Source organism: Methyloversatilis sp. RAC08, assembly GCF_001713355.1.
In the GTDB taxonomy this organism is placed as follows: domain Bacteria; phylum Pseudomonadota; class Gammaproteobacteria; order Burkholderiales; family Rhodocyclaceae; genus Methyloversatilis.
In genome coordinates, this window is record NZ_CP016448.1 from 1,661,966 (window position 1) to 1,682,979 (window position 21,014).

The 21,014-nt window shown below is 65.7% G+C and carries 20 protein-coding genes; 5 read left to right on the forward strand and 15 right to left on the reverse strand.

Features of this window, described 5'->3' with window-relative positions:
• Nucleotides 1–95: 95 nt before the first annotated feature.
• The 8 genes from BSY238_RS07680 to BSY238_RS07715 are packed head-to-tail and all read right to left on the reverse strand — an operon-like array spanning nucleotide 96 to nucleotide 9,549.
• A complete protein-coding gene (locus BSY238_RS07680) occupies nucleotides 96–1,460 on the reverse strand; it encodes an FMN-binding glutamate synthase family protein (protein WP_069038611.1) in 1,365 nt (454 codons plus the stop codon).
• A 32-nt stretch (nucleotides 1,461–1,492) separates the two neighbouring features.
• Nucleotides 1,493–2,182, reverse strand: a complete 690-nt coding sequence (locus BSY238_RS07685; protein ID WP_069038612.1) for a protein glxC — start codon at nucleotides 2,180–2,182, stop codon at nucleotides 1,493–1,495.
• On the reverse strand, nucleotides 2,170–3,078 hold the full coding sequence (locus tag BSY238_RS07690) for a class II glutamine amidotransferase (RefSeq protein WP_069038613.1): 909 nt from the start codon (nucleotides 3,076–3,078) through the stop codon (nucleotides 2,170–2,172). The genes BSY238_RS07685 and BSY238_RS07690 overlap by 13 nt, the downstream gene beginning before the upstream one ends.
• A 19-nt stretch (nucleotides 3,079–3,097) precedes the next feature.
• Complete coding sequence (gene glnT / locus BSY238_RS07695) at nucleotides 3,098–4,438, reverse strand: type III glutamate--ammonia ligase (protein ID WP_069038614.1); 1,341 nt, start codon at nucleotides 4,436–4,438, stop codon at nucleotides 3,098–3,100.
• A 37-nt stretch (nucleotides 4,439–4,475) separates the two neighbouring features.
• Complete coding sequence (locus tag BSY238_RS07700; RefSeq protein WP_069038615.1) at nucleotides 4,476–5,114, reverse strand: methylglutamate dehydrogenase; 639 nt, start codon at nucleotides 5,112–5,114, stop codon at nucleotides 4,476–4,478.
• Nucleotides 5,111–7,993: a glycine cleavage T C-terminal barrel domain-containing protein gene (locus BSY238_RS07705; protein ID WP_069040541.1), complete on the reverse strand. Its 2,883-nt coding sequence runs from the start codon at nucleotides 7,991–7,993 to the stop codon at nucleotides 5,111–5,113. Before BSY238_RS07705 ends, BSY238_RS07700 begins: the two co-directional genes overlap by 4 nt.
• 14 nt (nucleotides 7,994–8,007) lie before the next feature.
• Entirely contained in the window at nucleotides 8,008–8,265 is a 258-nt protein-coding gene (locus tag BSY238_RS07710; protein WP_069038616.1) for a sarcosine oxidase subunit delta, read from the reverse strand.
• Between the two features lie 42 nt (nucleotides 8,266–8,307).
• Nucleotides 8,308–9,549 (reverse strand): FAD-dependent oxidoreductase, encoded by a 1,242-nt coding sequence (locus BSY238_RS07715; protein ID WP_069038617.1) that lies wholly within the window; start codon nucleotides 9,547–9,549, stop codon nucleotides 8,308–8,310.
• A gap of 181 nt (nucleotides 9,550–9,730) precedes the next feature.
• On the opposite strand from BSY238_RS07715, the gene BSY238_RS07720 reads away from it, so the two are divergent.
• From BSY238_RS07720 to msrA, 3 genes are all read left to right on the forward strand, one after another.
• Nucleotides 9,731–10,336 carry a helix-turn-helix domain-containing protein gene (locus BSY238_RS07720; protein WP_069038618.1) on the forward strand — a complete coding sequence of 202 codons (606 nt, stop codon included), beginning with the start codon at nucleotides 9,731–9,733 and terminating at the stop codon, nucleotides 10,334–10,336.
• A gap of 112 nt (nucleotides 10,337–10,448) precedes the next feature.
• Nucleotides 10,449–10,898: a peptide-methionine (R)-S-oxide reductase MsrB gene (gene msrB / locus BSY238_RS07725; RefSeq protein WP_069038619.1), complete on the forward strand. Its 450-nt coding sequence runs from the start codon at nucleotides 10,449–10,451 to the stop codon at nucleotides 10,896–10,898.
• On the forward strand, nucleotides 10,895–11,398 hold the full coding sequence (gene msrA / locus BSY238_RS07730; RefSeq protein WP_069038620.1) for a peptide-methionine (S)-S-oxide reductase MsrA: 504 nt from the start codon (nucleotides 10,895–10,897) through the stop codon (nucleotides 11,396–11,398). Before msrB ends, msrA begins: the two co-directional genes overlap by 4 nt.
• A gap of 16 nt (nucleotides 11,399–11,414) precedes the next feature.
• Here msrA and BSY238_RS07735 read toward each other — a convergent pair whose 3' ends face one another.
• From BSY238_RS07735 to BSY238_RS07750, 4 genes are all read right to left on the reverse strand, one after another.
• Complete coding sequence (locus BSY238_RS07735; protein ID WP_083224135.1) at nucleotides 11,415–11,783, reverse strand: hypothetical protein; 369 nt, start codon at nucleotides 11,781–11,783, stop codon at nucleotides 11,415–11,417.
• Nucleotides 11,776–12,990: a THUMP domain-containing class I SAM-dependent RNA methyltransferase gene (locus BSY238_RS07740; RefSeq protein WP_069040543.1), complete on the reverse strand. Its 1,215-nt coding sequence runs from the start codon at nucleotides 12,988–12,990 to the stop codon at nucleotides 11,776–11,778. Before BSY238_RS07740 ends, BSY238_RS07735 begins: the two co-directional genes overlap by 8 nt.
• A gap of 109 nt (nucleotides 12,991–13,099) precedes the next feature.
• Nucleotides 13,100–13,528, reverse strand: coding sequence for a CopD family protein (locus tag BSY238_RS07745; protein ID WP_069038621.1), 429 nt, complete (start codon nucleotides 13,526–13,528; stop codon nucleotides 13,100–13,102).
• An 8-nt stretch (nucleotides 13,529–13,536) separates the two neighbouring features.
• The gene (locus BSY238_RS07750) at nucleotides 13,537–14,469 is read right to left on the reverse strand and encodes an SDR family oxidoreductase (RefSeq protein ID WP_083223968.1); all 933 of its coding nucleotides are present in this window, start codon (nucleotides 14,467–14,469) and stop codon (nucleotides 13,537–13,539) included.
• Nucleotides 14,470–14,491: 22 nt separating this feature from the next.
• Between BSY238_RS07750 and BSY238_RS07755 the strand changes: the two genes are divergently transcribed.
• On the forward strand, nucleotides 14,492–15,508 hold the full coding sequence (locus BSY238_RS07755; protein ID WP_069038623.1) for a CDP-6-deoxy-delta-3,4-glucoseen reductase: 1,017 nt from the start codon (nucleotides 14,492–14,494) through the stop codon (nucleotides 15,506–15,508).
• The gene (locus BSY238_RS07760; protein WP_069038624.1) at nucleotides 15,505–16,641 is read left to right on the forward strand and encodes an EAL and HDOD domain-containing protein; all 1,137 of its coding nucleotides are present in this window, start codon (nucleotides 15,505–15,507) and stop codon (nucleotides 16,639–16,641) included. The genes BSY238_RS07755 and BSY238_RS07760 overlap by 4 nt, the downstream gene beginning before the upstream one ends.
• 295 nt (nucleotides 16,642–16,936) lie before the next feature.
• On the opposite strand, the gene BSY238_RS07765 is transcribed toward BSY238_RS07760, so the two are convergent.
• From BSY238_RS07765 to BSY238_RS07775, 3 genes are all read right to left on the reverse strand, one after another.
• Nucleotides 16,937–17,494, reverse strand: a complete 558-nt coding sequence (locus tag BSY238_RS07765; RefSeq protein ID WP_069038625.1) for a cohesin domain-containing protein — start codon at nucleotides 17,492–17,494, stop codon at nucleotides 16,937–16,939.
• A gap of 25 nt (nucleotides 17,495–17,519) precedes the next feature.
• Complete coding sequence (locus BSY238_RS07770; RefSeq protein ID WP_083223969.1) at nucleotides 17,520–19,325, reverse strand: amidase family protein; 1,806 nt, start codon at nucleotides 19,323–19,325, stop codon at nucleotides 17,520–17,522.
• A gap of 408 nt (nucleotides 19,326–19,733) precedes the next feature.
• Nucleotides 19,734–20,699, reverse strand: coding sequence for an IS110 family transposase (locus BSY238_RS07775; protein ID WP_069038627.1), 966 nt, complete (start codon nucleotides 20,697–20,699; stop codon nucleotides 19,734–19,736).
• Nucleotides 20,700–21,014 lie beyond the last annotated feature (315 nt).

Consider the following 21,014-nt stretch of genomic DNA (forward strand, 5'->3'; position numbering starts at 1 on the left):
CGTCCGCACCCCCCAAGAATTCTCCGCGCGTAGTTGAATCGGGTATTGCTAAACAAAATGCGCCGCGCCCGGAACGGGCGCGGCGGTTTGCCGGTTCAGAAGCCGTTGTGGCCCGGAATCCAGCTGGTACCTGCCAGCGGGATGCGCGCCATGGCGGCGGCTTCCAGCGTCAGCGCGACCAGATCCTCGCGTTCCAGGTGATGCACGTTCTGCTTGCCGCAGGCACGGGCAATCGTGGTCAGCTCCATGTTCATCGTCTGCAGGTAATTCTTGACGCGGCGCGCGCCGACGTCCGGCTGCAGCCGCTGCTCCAGGATGGCGTCCTGCGTGGTCACGCCGACCGGGCACTTGCCGGTGTGGCAGTGGTGGCAGAAGCCCGGTGCCGTGCCCAGGGCGTCGTAGCCTTCGATGGCCGACACGTGCTCGCCGTTCTGGATGTAGCTCTCCGAATTGCAGCCGAGCGCGAACAGGATGCCCTGGCCGATGGCCACGGCGTCGGCACCCATGGCCAGCGCCTTCGCGACGTCGGGGCCGCTGCGGATGCCGCCGGACACGATGAGCTGCACCGTGCCCTTCATGTTCAGGTCTTCCAGCGCATCGACCGCCTGGCGCACCGCGGCCAGCGTCGGAATGCCGACGTGCTCGATGTAGCAGGTCTGCGTCGCGGCGGTGCCGCCCTGCATGCCGTCCACCACCACCACGTCAGCGCCGGCATGAACCGCCAGCTTGACGTCGTTGAAGGTGCGGGTCGCACCGACCTTCACATAGATCGGCTTCTCCCAGTCGGTCAGTTCGCGCAGTTCCTGGATCTTGATCGCCAGATCGTCCGGGCCGGTCCAGTCGGGATGGCGACAGGCCGAGCGCTGGTCGACGCCCTGCGGCAGCGTGCGCATCTTCGCCACGCGCGGATTCACCTTCTGGCCGAGCAGCATGCCGCCGCCGCCCGGCTTGGCACCCTGGCCGATCACCACTTCGATGGCGTCGGCGCGGCGCACGTCGTCCGGATTGAAGCCGTAGCGCGACGGCAGGCACTGATAGATCAGCGTCTTGGACGAGCCGCGCTCTTCCTGCGTCATGCCGCCGTCACCGGTGGTGGTCGAGGTGCCCATTTCGGTCGCGGCGCGGCCGAGCGACTCCTTCACGTTGGCCGACAGCGCGCCGAAGCTCATGCCGGCGATGGTGATCGGGATGTCGAGCTCGATCGGCTTCTTCGCGAAGCGCGTGCCGAGCACCGTCTTGGTGGCGCACTTCTCGCGATAGCCTTCGAGCGGGTAGCGCGACAGCGAACCGGCCAGAAAGACCAGATCGTCGAAGTGCGGCAGCTTGCGCTTGGCACCCAGACCGCGGATTTCGTACAGGCCGTGTGCGGCCGCATTCTGGATGTAGTCGATGACGCTGCGGTCGAAACTGGCCGACTGTTCGAGCGACGGGCGTTTGAACGTAACGGGCTTGGTGTCCATGATGTGTCCTTGTGGTTTCCGGTGCGTCCGGCTCAATATTCCTGGTCGGCGTCGGCGTTCCAGTGGTACAGGGAACGCGCCGAGGCGATGCGCTTGAAGGACTTCGGATCGTGATCGAGACCGGCTTTCGACAGCAGTTCGGCCAGCGCCGAGTAGTCGGCGTCGGTCATGTCCTCGAACTGCGCGTCGGCGCCGAGCGATTTGGGCGTGCCGCGGATGTAGATGACGGCTTCGTACAGCGAATCGCCGAGCGCGTCGCCGGCATTGCCGCAGATGACCATGCGGCCGGCCTGCGCCATGAAGCCGGAAAAGCTGCCGACGCTGCCGCCTACGACGATGTCGCCGCCCTTGAGCGAAATGCCGCAGCGCAGGCCGGCGTCGCCGTCGATCACCAGCAGGCCGCCGTGTGCGGTGGCGCCGGCGCCATTCGACGCGAAGCCCTTCACATGCACGGTTCCGCTCATCATGTTCTCGGCGACACCGGTGCCGGCGCTGCCGTGGATCACCACGGTGGCGTGCTTGTTCATGCCGGCCGCGTAGTAGCCGGCATGGCCGTGCACCTCGACCGTGACCGGGTGATTCAGGCCGACCGCGATGTTGTGCGCGCCATCCGGGTTCAGCACCGACACGTGGCGACGATCACCGTCGACCAGATCGCGATGCAGGAAGCGGTTCATGTCGCTCAGCGACGAGGCCGCAAGATCGAAGCTCAGGCGTTCCATACGTACATCTCCTCGGGCGCGGGTTCGAACACGTGGGCGTGCTTGACGCCGGGCAGGTGGGCGAGCGAGCGGAATTCCGACGCGATCGCCACATAGTCGTCGGTTTCGGCGACCACCGCGGGCTTGCAGGCGAACGGGTCGCGGATCAGCGCGAGCTTGTCCGGCGTCCCCATCAGGAAGGTGTAGAAACCGTCCATCTCGTCGAAGCCGCGTTGCAGCGCCGCCTCCAGCTCATCGCCTTCGCGCAGCCGCCATTCCAGAAAGCGGCAGGCCGCTTCGGTGTCGTTGTCGGTGTCGAAATGGATGCCGTGCGGCTGCAGCTTGCGTCGGATGTCATTCGGGTTCGACAGCGAGCCGTTGTGCACCAGGCAGAAATCCTCGCCGGCGGTGAACGGGTGGGCGCGGTCCGGCGTCACCGCAGATTCGGTCGCCATCCGTGTGTGACCGACCAGGTGCGAACCCTTCATCGACTTGAAGTCATAGCGCTCGGCCACTTCGGCCGGCGTGCCGACGTCCTTGTACAGGTCGATGGTGCGGCCGGTGCTCAGGATGTGCAGCTTCGGATGGTGTTCGCGCAACCAGCGCTTGATCATGTCCGGCGCCACCGCGAACGACAGCACGGCGTGATTGTTCTTCACGTCGATGATCGCCTCGACATCGAGGTGGTCCTTCAGCGCGTGCGTCAGCCCGTGCCAGTTGAAATCCGCGCCTTCTTCGGTCAGCCCCGAATACAGGCTCAGCTTGCGCGAACCTTCGGCCAGCGGATCGGCAAACACCGCCAGACCGGCCGAATCCGGCCCGCGTTCGGTCATGCCGATCAGCATGGGCACCATCAGCTCGCCCAGTCTTTCCTTCAGTGCCGGTGTCTTCACCAGCAAACCCACGATTCCACACATATCGGTTCTCCGGGGATGATCAGAAAAATTCGAGGTAGCTCTGCACTTCCCAATCGGAAACGTGGCGCATGTACTCGACCCACTCCATATGCTTGAGGCGCAGGAACTCGTCGACGACCGGACCCAGTGCAGCCCGGATCACGTCGTCCTTCTCGAGCGCCAGCAGCGCTTCATGCAGGTTCTGCGGCAGTACGCTGATGCCGGCCGCGTCGAGCTGGGCCTGGCTGTAGTCGTACAGGTTGTCGTTGTTCGGCGCGCCCGGATCGAGCTCGTTGTTCACGCCATCCATGCCGGCGGCGATCACTGCGGCGGTGGCCAGATAGGCGTTGCAGGACGCGTCGGGCAGGCGCAGTTCAAGCCGGCCGCCGGGGCTGCGGATCATGCCGCTGCGGTTGTTGCCGCCATAACAGATGTAGGCCGGTGCCCAGGTGGCGCCGGTCAGCGAGCGGCCGACCACCAGACGCTTGTATGAATTGACCGTCGGGCAGCACAGCGCAGCCAGCGCCGGTGCGTGCTTGAGCAGGCCGGCCGCCCAGTGGTAGGCCAGCTTCGACAGCGCCAGACCGTGCTTGTCGGACTTGTCCTCGAACAGGTTCTTCTTGCCGCCGGGCGCGGTTTCACCGATCGACATGTGCATGTGCAGACCGTTGCCCGGGCGGTTCGAGAACGGCTTGGGCATGAAGGAACAGATCAGGCCCAGGTCGGCGGCGATTTCGGCGGCACCCATCTTGAAGAAGGTGTAGTGGTCGCAAGAGGTCAGCGCGTCGGTGAAGGTGTAGTTGATTTCGAACTGGCCGTTCGCGTCCTCGTGGTCGATCTGGTAGACGTCGATGCCGACCGCGCGCAGCGATTCGGACAGCCGTTCGAGAAACACGCGGGCACGCGACAGACCCTTGTAGTCGTAACAGGGCTTGGCCAGCGTGTCGCCGGCGTCGGCCGGCAGGATCTTGCCCTCGACCTTGCGCAGCAGCGAGAACTCCGGCTCCATGCCGGTGTAGAAGGTCCAGCCGCGCGACTTGAACTGTTCGAGCTGCTTCTTCAGCACCACGCGGGCGTCGAATTCGTGCGGCGTGCCGTGCGTGTGACCGTCGCAGGCGATGCGCGCATAGCCCGGCTGCCAGGGCACCAGCGACAGCGTCGAGGCATCGCCGACCGCCATGTAGTCGGCATCGACATTGGGCGTCATGCCCATGCCCCAGATCGCGAACCCGGCAAAGCCGGCGCCATCGCTCACCACGGTATCGTAATGTTCGACCGGGACCGACTTGGTCTTGGCCGAACCGTGGATGTCGACGAACTGTGCCAGCAGATACCTGACCTTGTTGTCTTTCAGAAACTGCTTTGCTTCGCTCGGTGTCATGTCATTTCTCCCTGTCGCCCGCTGTTGTTCAGTCTCGTTAAGCCTTGACGCCGACCGCGCCGCCGCCCAGATCGCCCGCCACCTCGACCAGCGTGAGCCACAGATAGCCACCCCATGTGCCGTCGCACCACAGACGGACGATCGGGCCATCGGCGCTGTCGAGGGTCAGCGCGGTCACGCCCACGCCGACCATGGACGTCATCACCAGCGCCGGTGCCGCCAGCGTGGAAAAATCGAAGGCGCAGGTCTGGCGCAGCAATTCGGGTATCTGCGTACCGGTGAGCACCAGTGCGGCGTCGAAGCGCGGCACCGGATAGACGCGCTCGCCCGGCGGCTGCGCCATCAGCGCGGCCGTGCGCGTGCCGCCCGGCGCATCTTCGATCAGGTATTCGGTCACGCCGAGGCGCGCCACCAGCGTGCCGTCGGCGAGTTGCAGGAAGCTGTTCGGCTGCGCCGGCGTGTCGATGCCTTGCGCATTGAGCCAGGCCGCTGCGCCGGCGCCCTTGACGCCGGCACGATGAAGAAAGCTCACATCGCCGATGCCGGCGCTCGCGCGCTTCCCTGCTTCGTCACCGCCGAAGGACGCGACAACCTGCATCCGTTCGCGGGTGGTCCAGTCCCGGGCGAGTGGCGCCTGCACGTCGAACAACGGGCTGATGCGCAGTGCTGCGTTCATGTCGCCTCCTTCTGGCGGGCATCTGTCGGGTCGAAGAACGGGGTCGTGCAGACTTCGGCCGGCACCATCGATCCATCGGTGACGCGGATCGACAGCGCCGTGCCGGGTGCGGTCATTTCGGGCGGTACGAAGGCGAGACCGATGTGGCGACCCACATTCGGGCTCCACGAAATGCTGGTCACGCGGCCGACGATGTCACCACCATCGATGATCAGATGGCATTCCTGTGGCGCCTGGCCGAGGTGGTTGGCGGGCAGCATGAAGCCGACCAGCTTGCGTTTCAGCGGCAGCTTCCTGATTATTTTCAGTGAGCGCTGGCCGGTGAAGAAGGGTTTGTCGAGCTTGACCGCCCAGTCCATGCCGACCTCGAACGGATGGGTCAGGCCGTCGGTGTCCTGGCTGACGATGAGGTGGCCCTTTTCCAGCCGCAGAAGGCGCTGCGCTTCGACGCCGAAGGCGCCGATGCCGGACGCCTCGCCGGCCTTCATCAGCAGATCCCACAGCACCGGACCATACTCGGCCGGCACATGGATTTCGTAGCCCCATTCGCCGACGAAGCCGACCCGCATCATGCGCACCGGTACGCCGGCCACCCGGCCGGACCGCACCGCGAGGTAGGGGAAGGCGGCCGATGACAGATCCATGTCGGTCAATGTGGCCAGCACGGCGCGCGACGCCGGTCCGGCGAGATTCATCGCCGAGTACGCACCGGTCAGGTTGACCAGCCCGCAATCGAGCCGCCATTCGGTGTTCAGGCGCGACAGTTCGCGATACACCGTGGCGGAACCGGACGAGGTCGTCGTGAAGTAGAAGACATCATCGGCCACGCGCGCCACGACGCCTTCGTCGGCCAGCACGCCGGAGTCGTCGCACATCACCGCGTAGCGCGTGCTGCCGACCTTCATGTTGTCATAACGGCCGGTGTAGACGCGGTTCAGGAATTCTGCCGCCTGCGGACCGCGCACTTCCAGCTTGCCCAGCGTGCCGACGTCGATCAGACCGACCGCCGAACGCACCCGTGCCACTTCGGCGCGCACACAATCGGTCGCTGAACGACCTTCGACCGCGTAGTAGGCCGGCCGCTCCCACGCACCCGCCTGCATGAACACGGCACCCAGTGCGGCATGGCGACCATGCAGCGGCGACTGGCGCTGCGGGCTGAAGCCGCGGCCAGCCAGATGCGACAGCGGCACCGGGTGGAAGAATGGCCGCGCGGTGGTCGTGCCGACCTGCTGCGGCGACTTGCCGGTCAGGCGGGCCAGGATGCGCAGCGCCGTCATGTTCGAATGCTTGCCCTGGCTCGGCCCCATGCCGACAGTCGAGAAGCGCTTCATCAACTCGATGTTGTCGTAGCCCTCCTGCACCGCGTTCTCGAAGTCCTTCACCTGCAGGTCTTCGTCGAAATCGACGAAGTTCTTGCCATCCGGATGGGCGACGATGGGCCAGGCGTGCGACGGCGATTCGGTTTCCGGCTGGATGACCGCGTCGATCGCGCTCGGGAAGCCGGCGTGCGCCGCGGCGGCGGCACCCGCGCGCCGGCCGTCGGCAATGCGCGACTCGATGCGGTAGGCGCCATTCACCCGGCCACAGGCGAACACGCCCTGCGGCAGCACATTCGGCACGAACTGCTGCAGACCGTCGTCGAAACGCATCTTCGTGCCGGCCTGGTACAGCAGGTTGGCGGCCGGCGACCAGCCGGTGCTCATGGCCAGCCCGTCGCAATCGATGCGCCGCTGCGAACCGGCGACCACAGAGCCCGCCGCATCGACGCGGCACACCGTGACGCCGGCCAGCGCACCGCGGCTGTCGGCATGCGCCTCATACACTGCATGGCCGGTCAGCAACTCGACGCCGCGGCTGCGCAGCGCGTCGAGTTCGGGCGATGCCGGTACTTCGGCGCGCATGTCCAGCACGGCAGCGACGGCGCCGCCTGCGGTCAGCACATCGAGCGCGACGCGATAGCCGTCGGCGTTTGCCGCCAGCACCACGCTGCGCTGCGCCGGCAGCACGGCATAGCGATAGATCAGGCGCTGCATGGCCGAACCGTTCATGACGCCCGGCAGATCGTTGTTGCGGAATACGGCCGGCTGCTCGAACGCACCGCTGGCAACCACCACCGCCACGGCACGCATCTTGGTCATGCGTTCGGCGTCGATCAGCGGCACCCAGTTGTCGGCGTAGTAGGCGCCGGCACAGGTGCCTTCGAGCAGGCGGATGCGGGTGTGTGCCTTGACGCGTTGCAGCAGTTCCCGGGTGTGCTCGCGGCGCGCGATGTCGCCACCGAGCTGGAACAGGCCACTGCCGCCGGCATGCGCATTTTCGTCGACGACGACCACCTTCGCGCCGGCGTCTGCCGCGGCCAGCGCGGCGGACAGGCCGGACGGACCGGCGCCGATCACCAGCACGTCGCAGAAGTCATAGCGCTTGGGCGTGCGCACATGCGGCGTGTCGAAATCGAGCACGCCCAGACCGGTGATGCGGCGGAACATGCGTTCCCACTTCGGGAACAGCCGCTTCGAATGGAAGGCCTTGTAATAGAAGCCGACCGGCAGGAAACGCGCGAACAGGCCGAGCACGCGGGCGCGGTCGTTGGCGACGCCGCCGAAGGTATTGACGGCCGTCAGGTCCATGCCATCGCGCAGCGCGACGACATCGCCGCGGGTGTTCAGGCGCGGGCCGTCCTGCAGCATGACATTCACGTCATGGTTGGCGGCCGACAGGATGCCGCGCACCCGGTGGTACTTGAAGCTGCGGCCGAGTGCGCGCTGGCCGGCGGCCCACAGCGCGCTGGAAATGCTGTCGCCGGCAAGACCTTCGAAAGCGGATCCCTCGAAACGGAAGCGGACGACCGTACTGCGGTCAATCCACTCGTCGGGCATGGCGGGCAGGCGCTTCACCGGTCATCTCCATATAGATAGGTACGCAGCACAAAATCCTTCTCGGTATCGCGCTCGGCGATGAACCAGGTGTTCGACGGCGTGTGGCACCACCACTCCTTCTTCACGCCGGGTGCGCCATTGCGGTTGAATACGTAGGCGGCCCACTCGTCATCGCTGCAGGCGTCGGGATCCGGCATCGGGCGGATTTCGCCCCAGTAGACGAATTCAGATACCGGCCGCGTGCCATTGACCGGACAGGTCATCAATTTCATGTCGTCGCTCCTGCGGTCTGGCGAAGGAATACGGGCATAGCTTCAGTGACCCACACTTGCCGCCCCCTTCTCGCCGGTCAGCGCGTAGTTGCGGAAGCGGTCCAGCGAAAAACCGGTGATCAGTTCGTGCGGCTTGTCGTTCGCCACCGTCCAGGCCATGGTCTTGCCGCAGACCGGCGTCGCCTTGAAGCCCCAGGTACCCCAGCCGGAATCGAGGTAGAAGCCCTCGACCGGCGTCATGCCCATGATGGGTGCGAAGTCGGGCGTCATGTCGGCCATGCCGGCCCACTGGCGCACCACCTTCACGTGCGACAGGAAGGGGAACATGTCGAGCAGGTGCGCCGACAGGCCTTCCGGGAAGTCGAGCGTCGAGCGGGTCGATTGCACTTCGTACGGATCGAGCGAGGCGCCCATCACCAGTTCGCCGCGCGAACTCTGGCTGACGTAGATGTGCAGGCTGCCCGACACCAGGATGGAATCGAGCCAGGGCTTCATCGGCTCGCTCACCATCGCCTGCAGCGGGTGGATGTAGATGGGCGTCTTGATGCCGACCATGTCGGTGATGCGCGGCGTGAAGCCGGCCACCGCACAGATCACCTTGCTGGTCGCGATGAAGCCGCGCGTGGTGTGCACGCCGACCACCTTGCCGCCCTTCACTTCGATGCCGGTGACTGCCGTCTGCTGGTGAATTTCCGCGCCGCGCATGTCGGCGCCCCGGCCGTAGCCCCAGGCGACGGCGTCATGTCGCGCAACGGCGCCGGGCGCGTGGTACAGCGCGCCCTGGATCGGCGCGTGGCCGCCACAGGACAGGTCCATCTGCGGCGTGGCGCGCTTCACGTCTTCCGGCCCGACCACTTCTGACGCGATGCCGTAGTGCTTGTTCACCTCGGCGCGCCAGCGCATCGTGCGCATCGCCGAATCGGTGTGAGCCAGCGTGAAGTGACCGCGGGTCGAGAAGAACAGGTTGAGGTCGAACTCGGTCGACAGGTCCTGCCACAGCTGCACCGACTTGTCGTAGAACTTGACGCCTTCGGGCGTCAGGTAGTTCGAGCGGATGATGGTGGTGTTGCGGCCGGTGTTGCCGCCACCGATGTAACCCTTTTCGAGCACCGCGACGTTGGTGATGCCATGGTCGCGCGCCAGATAGTAGGCGCTGGCCAGCCCGTGGCCGCCGCCGCCGATGATCACCACGTCGTACGAAGGTTTCAGCGTGTCGTGGGTCGTGAACATCCGCGGTTCCGGATGTGATTTGGACAGACCGAACCGCAATAGGCGCCAGGGCATGAAAGTTTCCGTAGTTCCAGACAGAAGGGGGGGCCGCCGAAGCGACTCGCTTCACGACAATGTTCGTGTGAAGCAACTTTAGTTCAAATCATGAACCTTTTGAAGCAGGAGTCAACAAAAATTCGTACGATGAAACTTGGCACGTAAAATCGCGCACAGCCAGAACAGGGAGGCCACAACAATGAGCACGCAAGACAGTGCGATGGAAGGCGAACTCGAGCGCTACCTCGGGACCACGATCCGCGAGCTGCGCCGCGCGCACGGGCTGACGATCGCCGACATTTCGGACCGCGCCGACATCAGCCGCGGCATGCTGTCGCGCATCGAGAACGGCCAGACCGCCACCAGCCTGGACGCGCTGTCGCGCATCGCGCGCGCGCTCGGCGTGTCGCTGTCGGCGCTGTTCAAGGACTACGAAACCGAAGGCGGCGGTGCGCAGCTGGTGAAAGCCGGCGAAAGCATGGAAGTGGCGCGGCGCGGCACGAAAAGCGGCCACACCTACCACCTGCTGTCCTACCACCAGGGGCCGACCAAGCTGTTCGAGCCCTTCCTGATCACCATCGAACAGACCTCGGCCACCTTTCCGGTGTTCGAGCACCCGGGCACCGAATTCATCTACATGCTGGAAGGCCGCATCGACTACCGCCACGGCAAGACCATCCACTCGCTGGAACCGGGCGACGCGCTCACCTTCGACGGCAATGTGCCGCACGGCCCGGAAAAGCTGACCGAAGTGCCGATCCGCTTCCTGTCGATCATCATCTATCCGGAGCAGGCGCACGAGTGAAGGGGGCCGGCGATCTGCCCGGTGTCTCTCGACAGGCGGAACTCGCGGGCTTTAAATCTCTCTGTGCGGCAGCATCTGAAAAGCCTGCACCTCATCCCGGCCGGAGAATCCCGTGAAAACCTACGCCAAGACCCCCGAAGCCCTCGCCCGCCTGACGCCCGAGCAGTACCGCGTGACGCAGCAGAACGGCACCGAATATCCCGGTACCGGCGAGTACCTGAAGAATCACGAACCCGGCATCTATGTCGACATCGTGTCGGGTGAGCCGCTGTTCGCCTCATCCGACAAGTTCGAGTCCGGCTGCGGCTGGCCCAGCTTCACCAAACCCATCGAGCCGGCGCACGTGACCGAACTGCGTGACGCCTCGCTCGGCATGGTGCGCACCGAAGTGCGCTCGGCGCACGGCGACAGCCACCTCGGCCACGTGTTCAACGATGGCCCGCGCGAGCGTGGCGGCCTGCGCTACTGCATCAACTCGGCGTCGCTGCGCTTCGTCCACCTGAAGGACATGGCGGCGGAAGGCTACGGCGACTGGATCGATCAGGTCGAGGTGCCGCGATGAGCAGCGAACGCGCAGTGCTGGCCGGCGGCTGCTTCTGGGGCATGCAGGACCTGATACGCAAGCTGCCCGGCGTGCTGAAAACCCGCGTCGGCTACACCGGCGGCGATGTGCCGAATGCCACCTACCGCAGCCATGGCACGCACGCCGAAGGCATCGAGATCGTGTTCGACCCGGCGCTGATCAGCTATCGGCAGCTGCTCGAATTCTTCTTCCAGATCCACGACCCGACGACGAAGAACCGCCAGGGCAACGATCGCGGCCTTGCCTACCGGTCGGCGATCTACTGGGTGTCGGATGCGCAGCGCGACGAGGCGCTGCGCACCATCGCCGATGTGAATTCGTCAGGCCTTTGGCCTGGGCCGGTGGTGACCGAGGTCGAACCGGTGGGCGACTTCTGGGAAGCCGAACCGGAACACCAGGACTATCTGGAGCGCATTCCGAACGGTTACACCTGCCACTTTCCGCGCGCCGGCTGGGTGCTGCCGCGCAGCGATCAATGAGCGCCGGCGATATGTTCTAGAAGCAGGCGCTCTCCGCCAGCCCGAGCCGGCAGCTCCACTGGAACTGTTCGCGCTGGTGCTTGGCCGAGCGCTGGAACATGACCGTCGGTTCGGCCAGCACCGCGTCGGGCAGAGGAAAACTCATCGCGACGCCGCTCGCATTGGTGAAGAAGCGCAGGAAGCAGGATTCGGTGTCGTCATTGCACACCGTTTCGATGATGCGGTCGTAGTAGGCACGGTCGCGCGCCGATGCCTCCGGCACGACGATGAACTGCAGCAGGCCGAGTCGGCCGACAAGCTGCCAGCCGGTGGCGGCCGGTGGCTCTGCGACGGCCGCGCCGTGCAGCGTGAGCGCGGCAACGAGCGCGCACAGGGTTCTATTCACCCGCATCTTCTGGACCTCCGTCATCGGCCAGGGGCGACTCCGCCCGCCGTGTACGCAAGCTGCCTTCGACCATTCGATATTCGAACAGTCGGCATTCCAGCGCCCCGTTGTACAGCGGCGTGCGGCGGCTGGCTTTCAGCTTGATCAGCTTCGGAAAGTCGGTGTCAGCCGTGATGAACAGGCAGCGCCAGCCGCTGTAGCGCTGCTTCAACAGGTCGCCCAGTTTCGGATAGAAGGTGGCCAGCGCCTGCTTTTCGCCGATGCGCTCGCCGTAAGGCGGATTGGTCACCAGCACGCCGTGATCGGCCGGTGGCTCGCGATCCATCAGGTCCGCCCCTTCGACCCGCACCACCCAGGGCAGTTTCGCGGCCTGCAGGTTTTCCTTGCAGCGCGCGACTTCACGGCCGGCGATGTCGGAGCCGTAGATCGGCAGTTCGCGCGGTGGCTGGGCACGCGCCGCGGCCGCGTCGCGCACCGCGTGCCAGTCGGCGGCGCGGTAGGCGGTCAGTTTCTCGAAGCCGAACGTGCGACCCAGGCCGGGCGCGATGTCGAGCGCCATCTGCGCCGCCTCGATCAGGAAGGTGCCGCTGCCGCACATCGGGTCGAAAAAGGGTTCGACCTTGTCCCAGCCGGACAGCAGGATGATGCCGGCGGCCAGGTTTTCCTTCAGCGGCGCCTCGACGTGGGCGACCTTGAAGCCGCGCTTGTATAGCGGCTCGCCCGAGGTATCGAGATAGATCGTCGCGTCGCGGTCGGTCAGGAACACATGCACGCGCACATCCGGCGCCACGGTGTCGATGCTCGGCCGCGAGCGCGTCTGTTCGCGCATGCGGTCGCAGATCGCATCCTTCACGCGCAGGGTGACGAAATCGACCGACTTCAGCGGCGAGCGCACGGCCGTGGTGTAGACGCGCAGCGTGCAGCGCGGCGAAAACCAGCTTTCCCAGGCCAGGCCCAGCGCCAGCTTGAAAATGTCGTCTTCCTTGCGGTACGGCCCGTGGCCGACTCGCCACAGCACGCGGGTGGCGATGCGGCTTTCCAGATTGACGCGATACACCAGCGCCCACGGTCCTGCAAAGGCGACACCGCCGGGCACCGCCTTCACGGTGTCGGCGCCGAGCGCAACCAGTTCATCGGCCAGCACGGCTTCGAGGCCGCGCGGACAGGGCGAGAAATAATGCTGCTCGCCCAGCAGTTCAGGCGGCATGTCGCCTTCCGGGCGGGGCACGCGGCGAATGGAACGCACGGCAGGTGCAGCCGGGCGCGGCGCGGTCATCTTTGGCGGGATTCTCTTCGGCGGGAAATTCGTCATGGGATCAGAAAGGTTTCAGCACGACCAGCAGCACGACGGCGAACAGCACCAGCACCGGCGCTTCGTTGAACCAGCGGTACCAGACATGGCTGCGCGTGTTGCGGCCGGCTTCGAAGGCGCGCAACAGACGCGCGCAGTAATGGTGATAGCCGATCAGGAAGATGACCAGCAGCAGCTTGGCATGCATCCAGCCGCCACCGATGCCCTCGCCCAGCCAAAGCCACAGGCCGAAACCGACCGCCAGACCGGCCAGCGGGCCCATGAAGCGCAACAGCTTGCGCGACATCAGCAGCAGGCGGTCGCGCACCGCGGTCTCGTCCGCGCCGAGCATGGCCAGATTGACGAACAGGCGCGGCAGATAGAACAGGCCGGCGAACCAGCTGGTGACGAAAACGATGTGCAGGGCCTTGGCCCACAGATAGGTACTGGTCATTGCGTTGCTCAGCGTTGGAAAGTCTGCAGGGCGTGTGCGAGCACGGCGTCGATGTCGGGGCGATGCAGTTTCACCCGCAACTCGCGCTTCATGCGGCCGTTGTCGAGCACGCGCGATTCGTTCATGAAGGACAGCATCATCGGGCTCAGCCGCGCACGCGCTTCCTCGCGCGTGACGCGCGGCGGCCGCGGCAGCGCAAAGGCGTCGGCCACGCGGTCAAAATAGTCGCCCATCGCGAGCTTCGTATCGTCACTCGCGTTGTAGGTGCGGCCACCTCTCGCGCGCATCAGCGCGCCCCAGGCGAGACGGCCCAGGTCAGCCGCGTCGATGTGATTGGTGTACACATCCTCGGCCGGAAAGAGCACCGGATCGGCGCGCTTGAGGCGGTCCAGCGGCAGGCGGTCGGGGCCGTAGATGCCGGGCGCGCGCAGGATGCTGACCGCGACGCCGCGCCGCGCCAGCCGGCGCACTGCCGACTCGGCATCGACCCGCCGCGCGCCGCGCGCGCTGCCGGCATTCACCGGCCGGGTTTCAGCCACCCGGGCGCCGGCGCAGTCGCCATAGACGCCGCTGGTGCTGATGTAGCACAGCCGGTCGGTGCGCCCGGCCCGCGCCAGCGCGGCCACCAGGCGACGGGTGCGCGGATCGCGGCCGTCACCCGAGGCGGGCGGCGGCGCGAAGTGCCACACCCAGGTAGCCAGGGCTGCCACACGGCGCAGGCTGACCGCGTCATCGAGATCGGCACGCACGCAGCGCACGCCCAGCCGGCGCAATTCGACCGCCGATTCCGGATTGCGCACCACGGCCCACACCCTGACCCGAGGCGCCAGCCACGGCAGCGCGCGCCGTGCAACGTCGCCACAGCCTACAATCAGTACCCTTGACCGTTTGCCGCACCACCCTGCCGGGGCCGTGCGTTGCGATCGTTTTACCTTGTTCATTCACGGATTGTCTCACGCGCCCATGTCCTATCAGGTCACCCTCAAACCGAGCCAGCACACCTTCACCACCGACGCTGAAACCCGCCTGCTCGACGCGGCGCTGGCCGCCGGCTTCAATCTGCCCTATGGCTGCCGCAACGGCGCCTGCGGTTCGTGCAAGGGGAAGATCCTGTCCGGCACGGTCGATTACGGCAAGCATCAGGCGGCCAAGCTGACGGACGCCGAAAAGGCACAGGGCTTTGCGCTGTTCTGCTGCGCCACCGCGCGCTCCGACCTCGAACTGGAATGCCGCGAGGTCGGCGGCATGAAGGACATCGCGGTGCGCATCATGCCGACCCGGGTACAGAAGCTGGAACGGCTGGCACCGGACGTGATGGCGGTCAGCCTGAAGCTGCCGGCCAACGAACGTCTGCAGTATCTGGCCGGCCAGTACATCGACTTCCTGCTGCGCGACGGCAAGCGGCGCAGCTTTTCGATCGCCAACGCACCGCACGACGACGAATTCCTGACGCTGCACATCCGCGAGGTGCCGGGCGGCCACTTCACCGGCCATGTATTCGGCGCGATGAAGGAGCGCGATATCCTGCGTTTCGAGGGACCGCTGGGCAGCTTCTTCCTGCGCGAGGACGTCGACCGGCCGGTGATCATGGTGGCCGGCGGCACCGGTTTCGCGCCGATCAAGGCCATCATCGAGCACGCCATCGAAACCGGCTACGACAAGCCGATCACGCTGTACTGGGGGGCGCGCACGAAGCAGGACCTGTACATGCACGAACTGGCGGCGAGCTGGGTCGGCCGGCTGCCCGGCTTCCGCTACATCCCGGTGCTGTCGGAACCGGCGGCCGGTGACGACTGGACCGGACGCACCGGTTTCGTGCATCAGGCGGTGCTGGCCGATCTGCCCGATCTCGCCGGCCATCAGGTCTATGCCTGCGGCGGACCGGCGATGATCGACGCCGCGAAGGCGGACTTCACCCGACAGTGCAATCTGCCGATAGAGCACTTTCACGCAGACTCATTTACCTATTCACCGCAATGAGCCAGGACGTCTTCTTCACCCGCGAACCGGTCATCAACAAGCAGCGCGCAATCACGGCCACCCGGCTGCGTGTGCATGCGCCTGCCTGCGGCGACGCCGTGGCGGCACTGGACGCCATCGGCGAAGACTGGCCGCCGGCGCGCCCGGTGTTCGTCAGCCTCGCCGGCTGCGCACCCGACGCCAGCCTGGCCGACTGGATCGCGCCGGAAGGCGCCATGATGGAAGTCGGCGCGGCACAGCTGGCAGATCCGGCCTGTGCAGAGGCGGTGATGCAGCTCGCGCAGGCCGGCGTGCCGCTGGTGCTGGGCGACTACAAGGTGGGCACCGAACTGCCGCCCGGCCTCGGCTTTCGATTCGTGATGGCGGATGCGCGGGTGCAGCCGGTCACCATCCGCGTGCCCGGCATCCTGCTAGCCACCGGCGTCGCCGATCCGCTGGCGTTCGATGCCGCGGTCAAGGCCGGCTACGGCGGTGCAACCGGCTGGTTCTTCAAGGCCAACCAGACCACGGCGAAGAAGCTGGCCCCGGCCCATGCGCAGATCGTGCGCGTACTCAATCTGGTGCGTCGCAACGCCGACCCGAAACAGATCGAAGACGCGCTGAAACAGGACGTGGCGCTGTCGTTCAAGCTGCTGCGCTACATCAATTCGGCCGGTTTCGGCCTGATGTGCCAGGTGCAGTCCTTCCGCCACGCAGTGGTCATCCTCGGCTACGACAAGCTGAACAAGTGGCTGTCGCTGCTGCTCGTCACCGCCGGCAAGGACCCGTCGGCGCCGGCGCTGATGCAGGCGGCGATCGCGCGCGGCCGGCTGATGGAAGTGCTCGGCGCAGAGTTTTTCCCGCGCGAAGAGCACGACAACCTGTTCATCACCGGCGCCTTCTCGCTGCTCGACAAGCTGCTCGGCGCGCCGATGGACACCGTGCTCGAAGAAATGACGCTGCCGGACCCGATCACCGATGCGCTGCTCGGCAACGACGGTGCCTACACGCCTTTCCTGAAGCTGGCGCGCGCCTGCGAGGATGTATCGGCCGGTGCACTGCGCGAGCTGACGCACTCGCTCGGGCTGGAAGCCAATCAGGTCAATCGCGCGCAGATGTCGGCGCTCAAGTTCGCCGACACACTGGAGTTCTGACCGGCGCAGCTGTGGGCTGTGGGCTGTGGGCTGTGGGCTGTGGGCTGTGGGCTGTGGGAGCGGCGGCCTCGCCGCGATGCGCACTTCGCACAGCGATGGTCGCGGCACGATCGCGGCGAGGCCGCCGCTCCCACAGGCGCCGCTCCCACAGGCGCCGCTCACACAGTCCGCCGCTCACACAGGGGTTGCTTCCACAAAGGGTGCTGCTCACACAGAGGCTTTGCCAACATGCAAGGAAAAAGCCCCCCGGCCTTGCGGCACGGAGGGCTTGTTAACCCCTTTCCGACGCGATGGATCAGCTGCGGCGGCGGCGGGCAGACAGCGCGATCAGGCCCAGGCCGGCCAGCAGCAACGCGTAGGTCTGCGGCTCCGGCACCGCGGTCACCATGCCGGCGCCCAGCTCAACCGGCAGCATCACGCCTTCGGCGTCGCCGATCGCATTCACGAACACTTCCAGCGGACTGCTGCCCAGGCTGATCGCCTTGAACGACAGCGTCGCCAGCGTGAACGTGTCCGGCTGCAGCGCGATCAGGTCTTCCACCGTGTCGTACGAGGTCTGGAAAATGTTGATCAGGCCCGGCTGCGACGACACCGAAAACAGCGAACCCAGGCTGAACACATCCAGCCCTTCGCCGAAAACGACGCCGTACGACGTCATCACGAACGGGTCGTAGATGAAGTCGAAGTCGAAACTCCCGACCGTGGCATCCGCCAGACCCGACACGATCAGATCGACGGTGAAGAAGTCGCCGACCGCGACTTCGGATGAGGACGGCACAGCGGTGACCACCTGGGCCTGGGCGGCTCCGGTGGCCAGCAGTGCTGAAGCAATCAGTGCATTGACGAATTTCATGATGTTCAGGTCCTATTTGTAGTGATCAAGGTGCGCAGCGCGGCTTGCTGCACAAGGTGGTGATCAGGCGCGTATCCAGTGCCGTGATCTTGCCGTCGCCATTGATGTCGGCCTTGTCGTACGGGCCGGTCGCCGTCTGGTTCAGCCGGCGGGCGACGAGCGACACATCGGTCCCGTTGACCTTGCCGTCGCCGTTGATGTCGCCGCGCAGCACGACATCGGTCGGCAGCGGCGGCGCGCTCGGCGGCACGAAGCGTCCCAGGGTGGCCTGTTCGAGTGCGTAGGCCAGTTCGATCAGCCGCGGCTCGCCGAAACGACGGCCGGCAAACGACACGCCGGCCGGGATCGGCACGTCGTTCGAAATCACAGAACCGTAGGGGATGACGATGCTCGGGTAGCCGGCGCGCGCCCAGGTACCGGCACTGCCGCTGCCCGAATAGAAGATGGCATCGAAATCGTCTGCCGTTCCTTCTTCGCCGTCCGGCCCGTTCAGCGCGTTGTTGATCGCTGTACGCGAACGGCTGATGCCATTGGCGAAGTTGGTCTGGTAGGTCAGCGTGTCGGCGCTGCCCGGGCTGATGTCGAGGTTATTCGAGTTGATGAACGTCGTCTGACCGTACTTGATCGTATCGGCCGTCGTCAGCGGCGCGGGCGGGTCGGCGTTGAAGGCGATCAGGTCAGCCAGTGACTGGATCGGGTAGCTGTCGGGCAGCGTATCGAAGTAGGCGTTCACATCGCGCTTCTGGCCATAGTTCAGCACGCCCGGGCCGAAACCACCCGGAAACGTCACCGCGGGAATGGTGACGACCGTGGCACCCAGCGCCTCCATCTTCGCGATGGCGGCATTCATGATGTCGGCCCGGTTGTTCGGGAACGGCGGCACCGCGATGCGTGCCCCGGCCAGACCGTCCGCCTTCAGGAAGGGCGTGTAGTCGTTGAAGCAGTTACCCGGTTCCAGACATTCGAGCGTCGCCGGGTCGGTCGGGTCGTAGCCGGCAATCACGCCGAGCACGATGGCCGCATCGGTCACCGTGCGGGTCATCGGGCCGGCGGTATCCTGATCGGCGGTGATCGGGATGATGCCGTCACGACTGACCAGGCCGACGGTCGGCTTGATGCCGACGATGCCGTTGGCGTTGGACGGGCTCAGGATGGAGCCGGACGTTTCGGTACCGATGGTCAGCGCCACCAGATTGGCGGCGGCCGCAATGCCGGAGCCGGAGCTGGAGCCGCTCGGATTGAGCAGCGGGCGGCCATCCGGATTGGTGGGCGACGGACGCGTGTCATACGGGTTGTAGCCGTAGCCACCCAGATTGCTGAAACCGGACACGCCACCCGAGGTCATGAAGTTGGCGAATTCGCTCAGCGTCGCCTTGCCGATGATGATGGCGCCGGCGTCGCGCAGCTTCTTCGTGATGAAGGCATCGTCCAGCGGAATCGAATCCTTCAGCGCCACGGCCCCACCGGTGGTCGGCTGGTCATCGGTGTCGATGATGTCCTTCAGCAGGATGGGCACGCCGTACAGCGGTCCGATCGGCGTGCCGGGTACGAAGCGCGCTGCGTCCATGGCCTTCGCGGTGGCGGCGGCCTGCGGATTCACATAGATGTAGGAGTTGAGCTTGGGACCGGCATCGTCATACGCGGCGACACGGGCCAGATACATGTTGATCAGTTGTTCTGCGGACAGAAGCCTCGACTGGAAGGCTTCCTGGATTTGCGGCACCGTTGCCTCGATCAGATTGAACTGCTTCGGCGCGGTTTGCGCCAGGGCGTTGAATGCGGCCACATTGCCGACCAGCGCCATCGCAGTTGCCAATATCTTTCTCTTCATCAGGGACCTCTTCCTAGATAGAACGGTTGATAACGGGCAACGCTTTTTTTATCCTTTTTGTAAGGACATGTTCGGCGAGCACAAACCGGGCCACCACTGGAAGTTGCTTTTTTTCCGCAGTTTGCGAAGCTTTTTTGACTCTATCCAATTGAAAGTTAGAGCCCTTTGTATGCGCCGCAGGCGATGCACCGAACCGGTGCCGGGCCGGGAATAATTCACGAGTGGTGCGCGCGCACGATCGGTGACCCATGCCGGTGCGCATATCGTTGGCGCAGGAGATGAGGCTGTGGGCTGTGGGCTGTGGGCTGTGGGCTGTGGGCTGTGGGCTGTGGGCTGTGGGCTGTGGGCTGTGGGCTGTGGGCTGTGGGCTGTGGGCTGTGGGCTGTGGGCTGTGGGCTGTGGGAGATTCTATGTCTGAGCACAAGTGTTTTTGAGCCCTCCGGGTTGGTATTGAGTGCCGGTTTTCATCAGAGAGAAGGCAACGCGAGCGATCTTTCGTGCCAGGGCGACAAGGGCCTGGGTGCGGGAGAAGCCGCGGGCGATGAAGGCTTGGTAGGTAGGCTTCCAGGTGTCGGATGGGCTGGCTGCCATGGCGGCGTTGTGCAGGAGTCGGCGTAGCTCGGGGTCGCCCTTTTTGCTCAGGGTGCCGCGGGCGTGCTGGTTGCCCGATTGGCGCACGCACACATCGAGGCCGAGATAGGCGATGAAGGCGTCTGCACGGGTGAAGGCGCCCCGATGGAAGGTCGCGCACAAGGCGGCGGCGGTGAGTGGGCCGACGCCTTCGATGCCCTGGCAGCGGCGGTGATCGTCGATCCAGTCGCTGGCTTTGAGCTTTTCCACGATCTGGGCCTGAATCTGCTGGGCGAGCCGGTCGGCCCGGGCCAGCAAGGCGCGCACCTCGCGCTTGAAGCCGGGCAGATCGGACAGGCTCTGGCGCAAGATGACGGCGGTCCGGACCAGGGTGGCGCGACGACGCAGCAGTTGCTGCACGCGTTGCGTGGCCTCGGGCGGCAGCGTGTAGGGGCGCAGGTGCGTGCCCTCTTTGGCGACGTAGCGGGCGATGAGCCGGGCGTCGATCGGGTCGGTCTTGGCCCGCACGCTGGTGGCGCCGCGGTAGCGCGAGAGGCGGTAGCCGTCGATCAGGTAGAGCGGGTGCCCGGCCTTGATCACGGCGTCGCGCAGCGCGAGGTGGTAGGTGCCGGTGGCCTCGCAGCCGATGTGCAGCGGGCCGCTGGGCAAGGTGCGCAGCCAGGCCCGGATGGCGAGAGGGGTGTTGTCGATGCGCTGCACCGGGCCGTGCTCGCCCAGTGCGATATCGAGGCTGGCTTTGGATACGTCGATGCCGATGTGAATCGGCGAAGGCTGACTTGTCATGAACAGGCGCTCCCGACTAAGGTTTAGGGACTTGTCGGGACTCACCAGGCAATCGCTTGCAGGATATGGTCGATCAGGGCCGGCGAGGGCCGCGTCGATGGATTCCTCATGGGTGCTCGATGGTGAGGGGCGGGACGATATCTCCCACGGTCTGTGCAAAAGCCAGAAGCGGCGTTAGTCCCTCCACCCCGACAAGTTCTCACTACAACTTGCCGAGGCAGAACATACAAGCGGCGGCCTCGCCGCGATGCGCACTTCGCACAGCGATGGTCGCGGCACTATCGCGGCGAGGCCGCCGCTCCCACACGCGCCGCT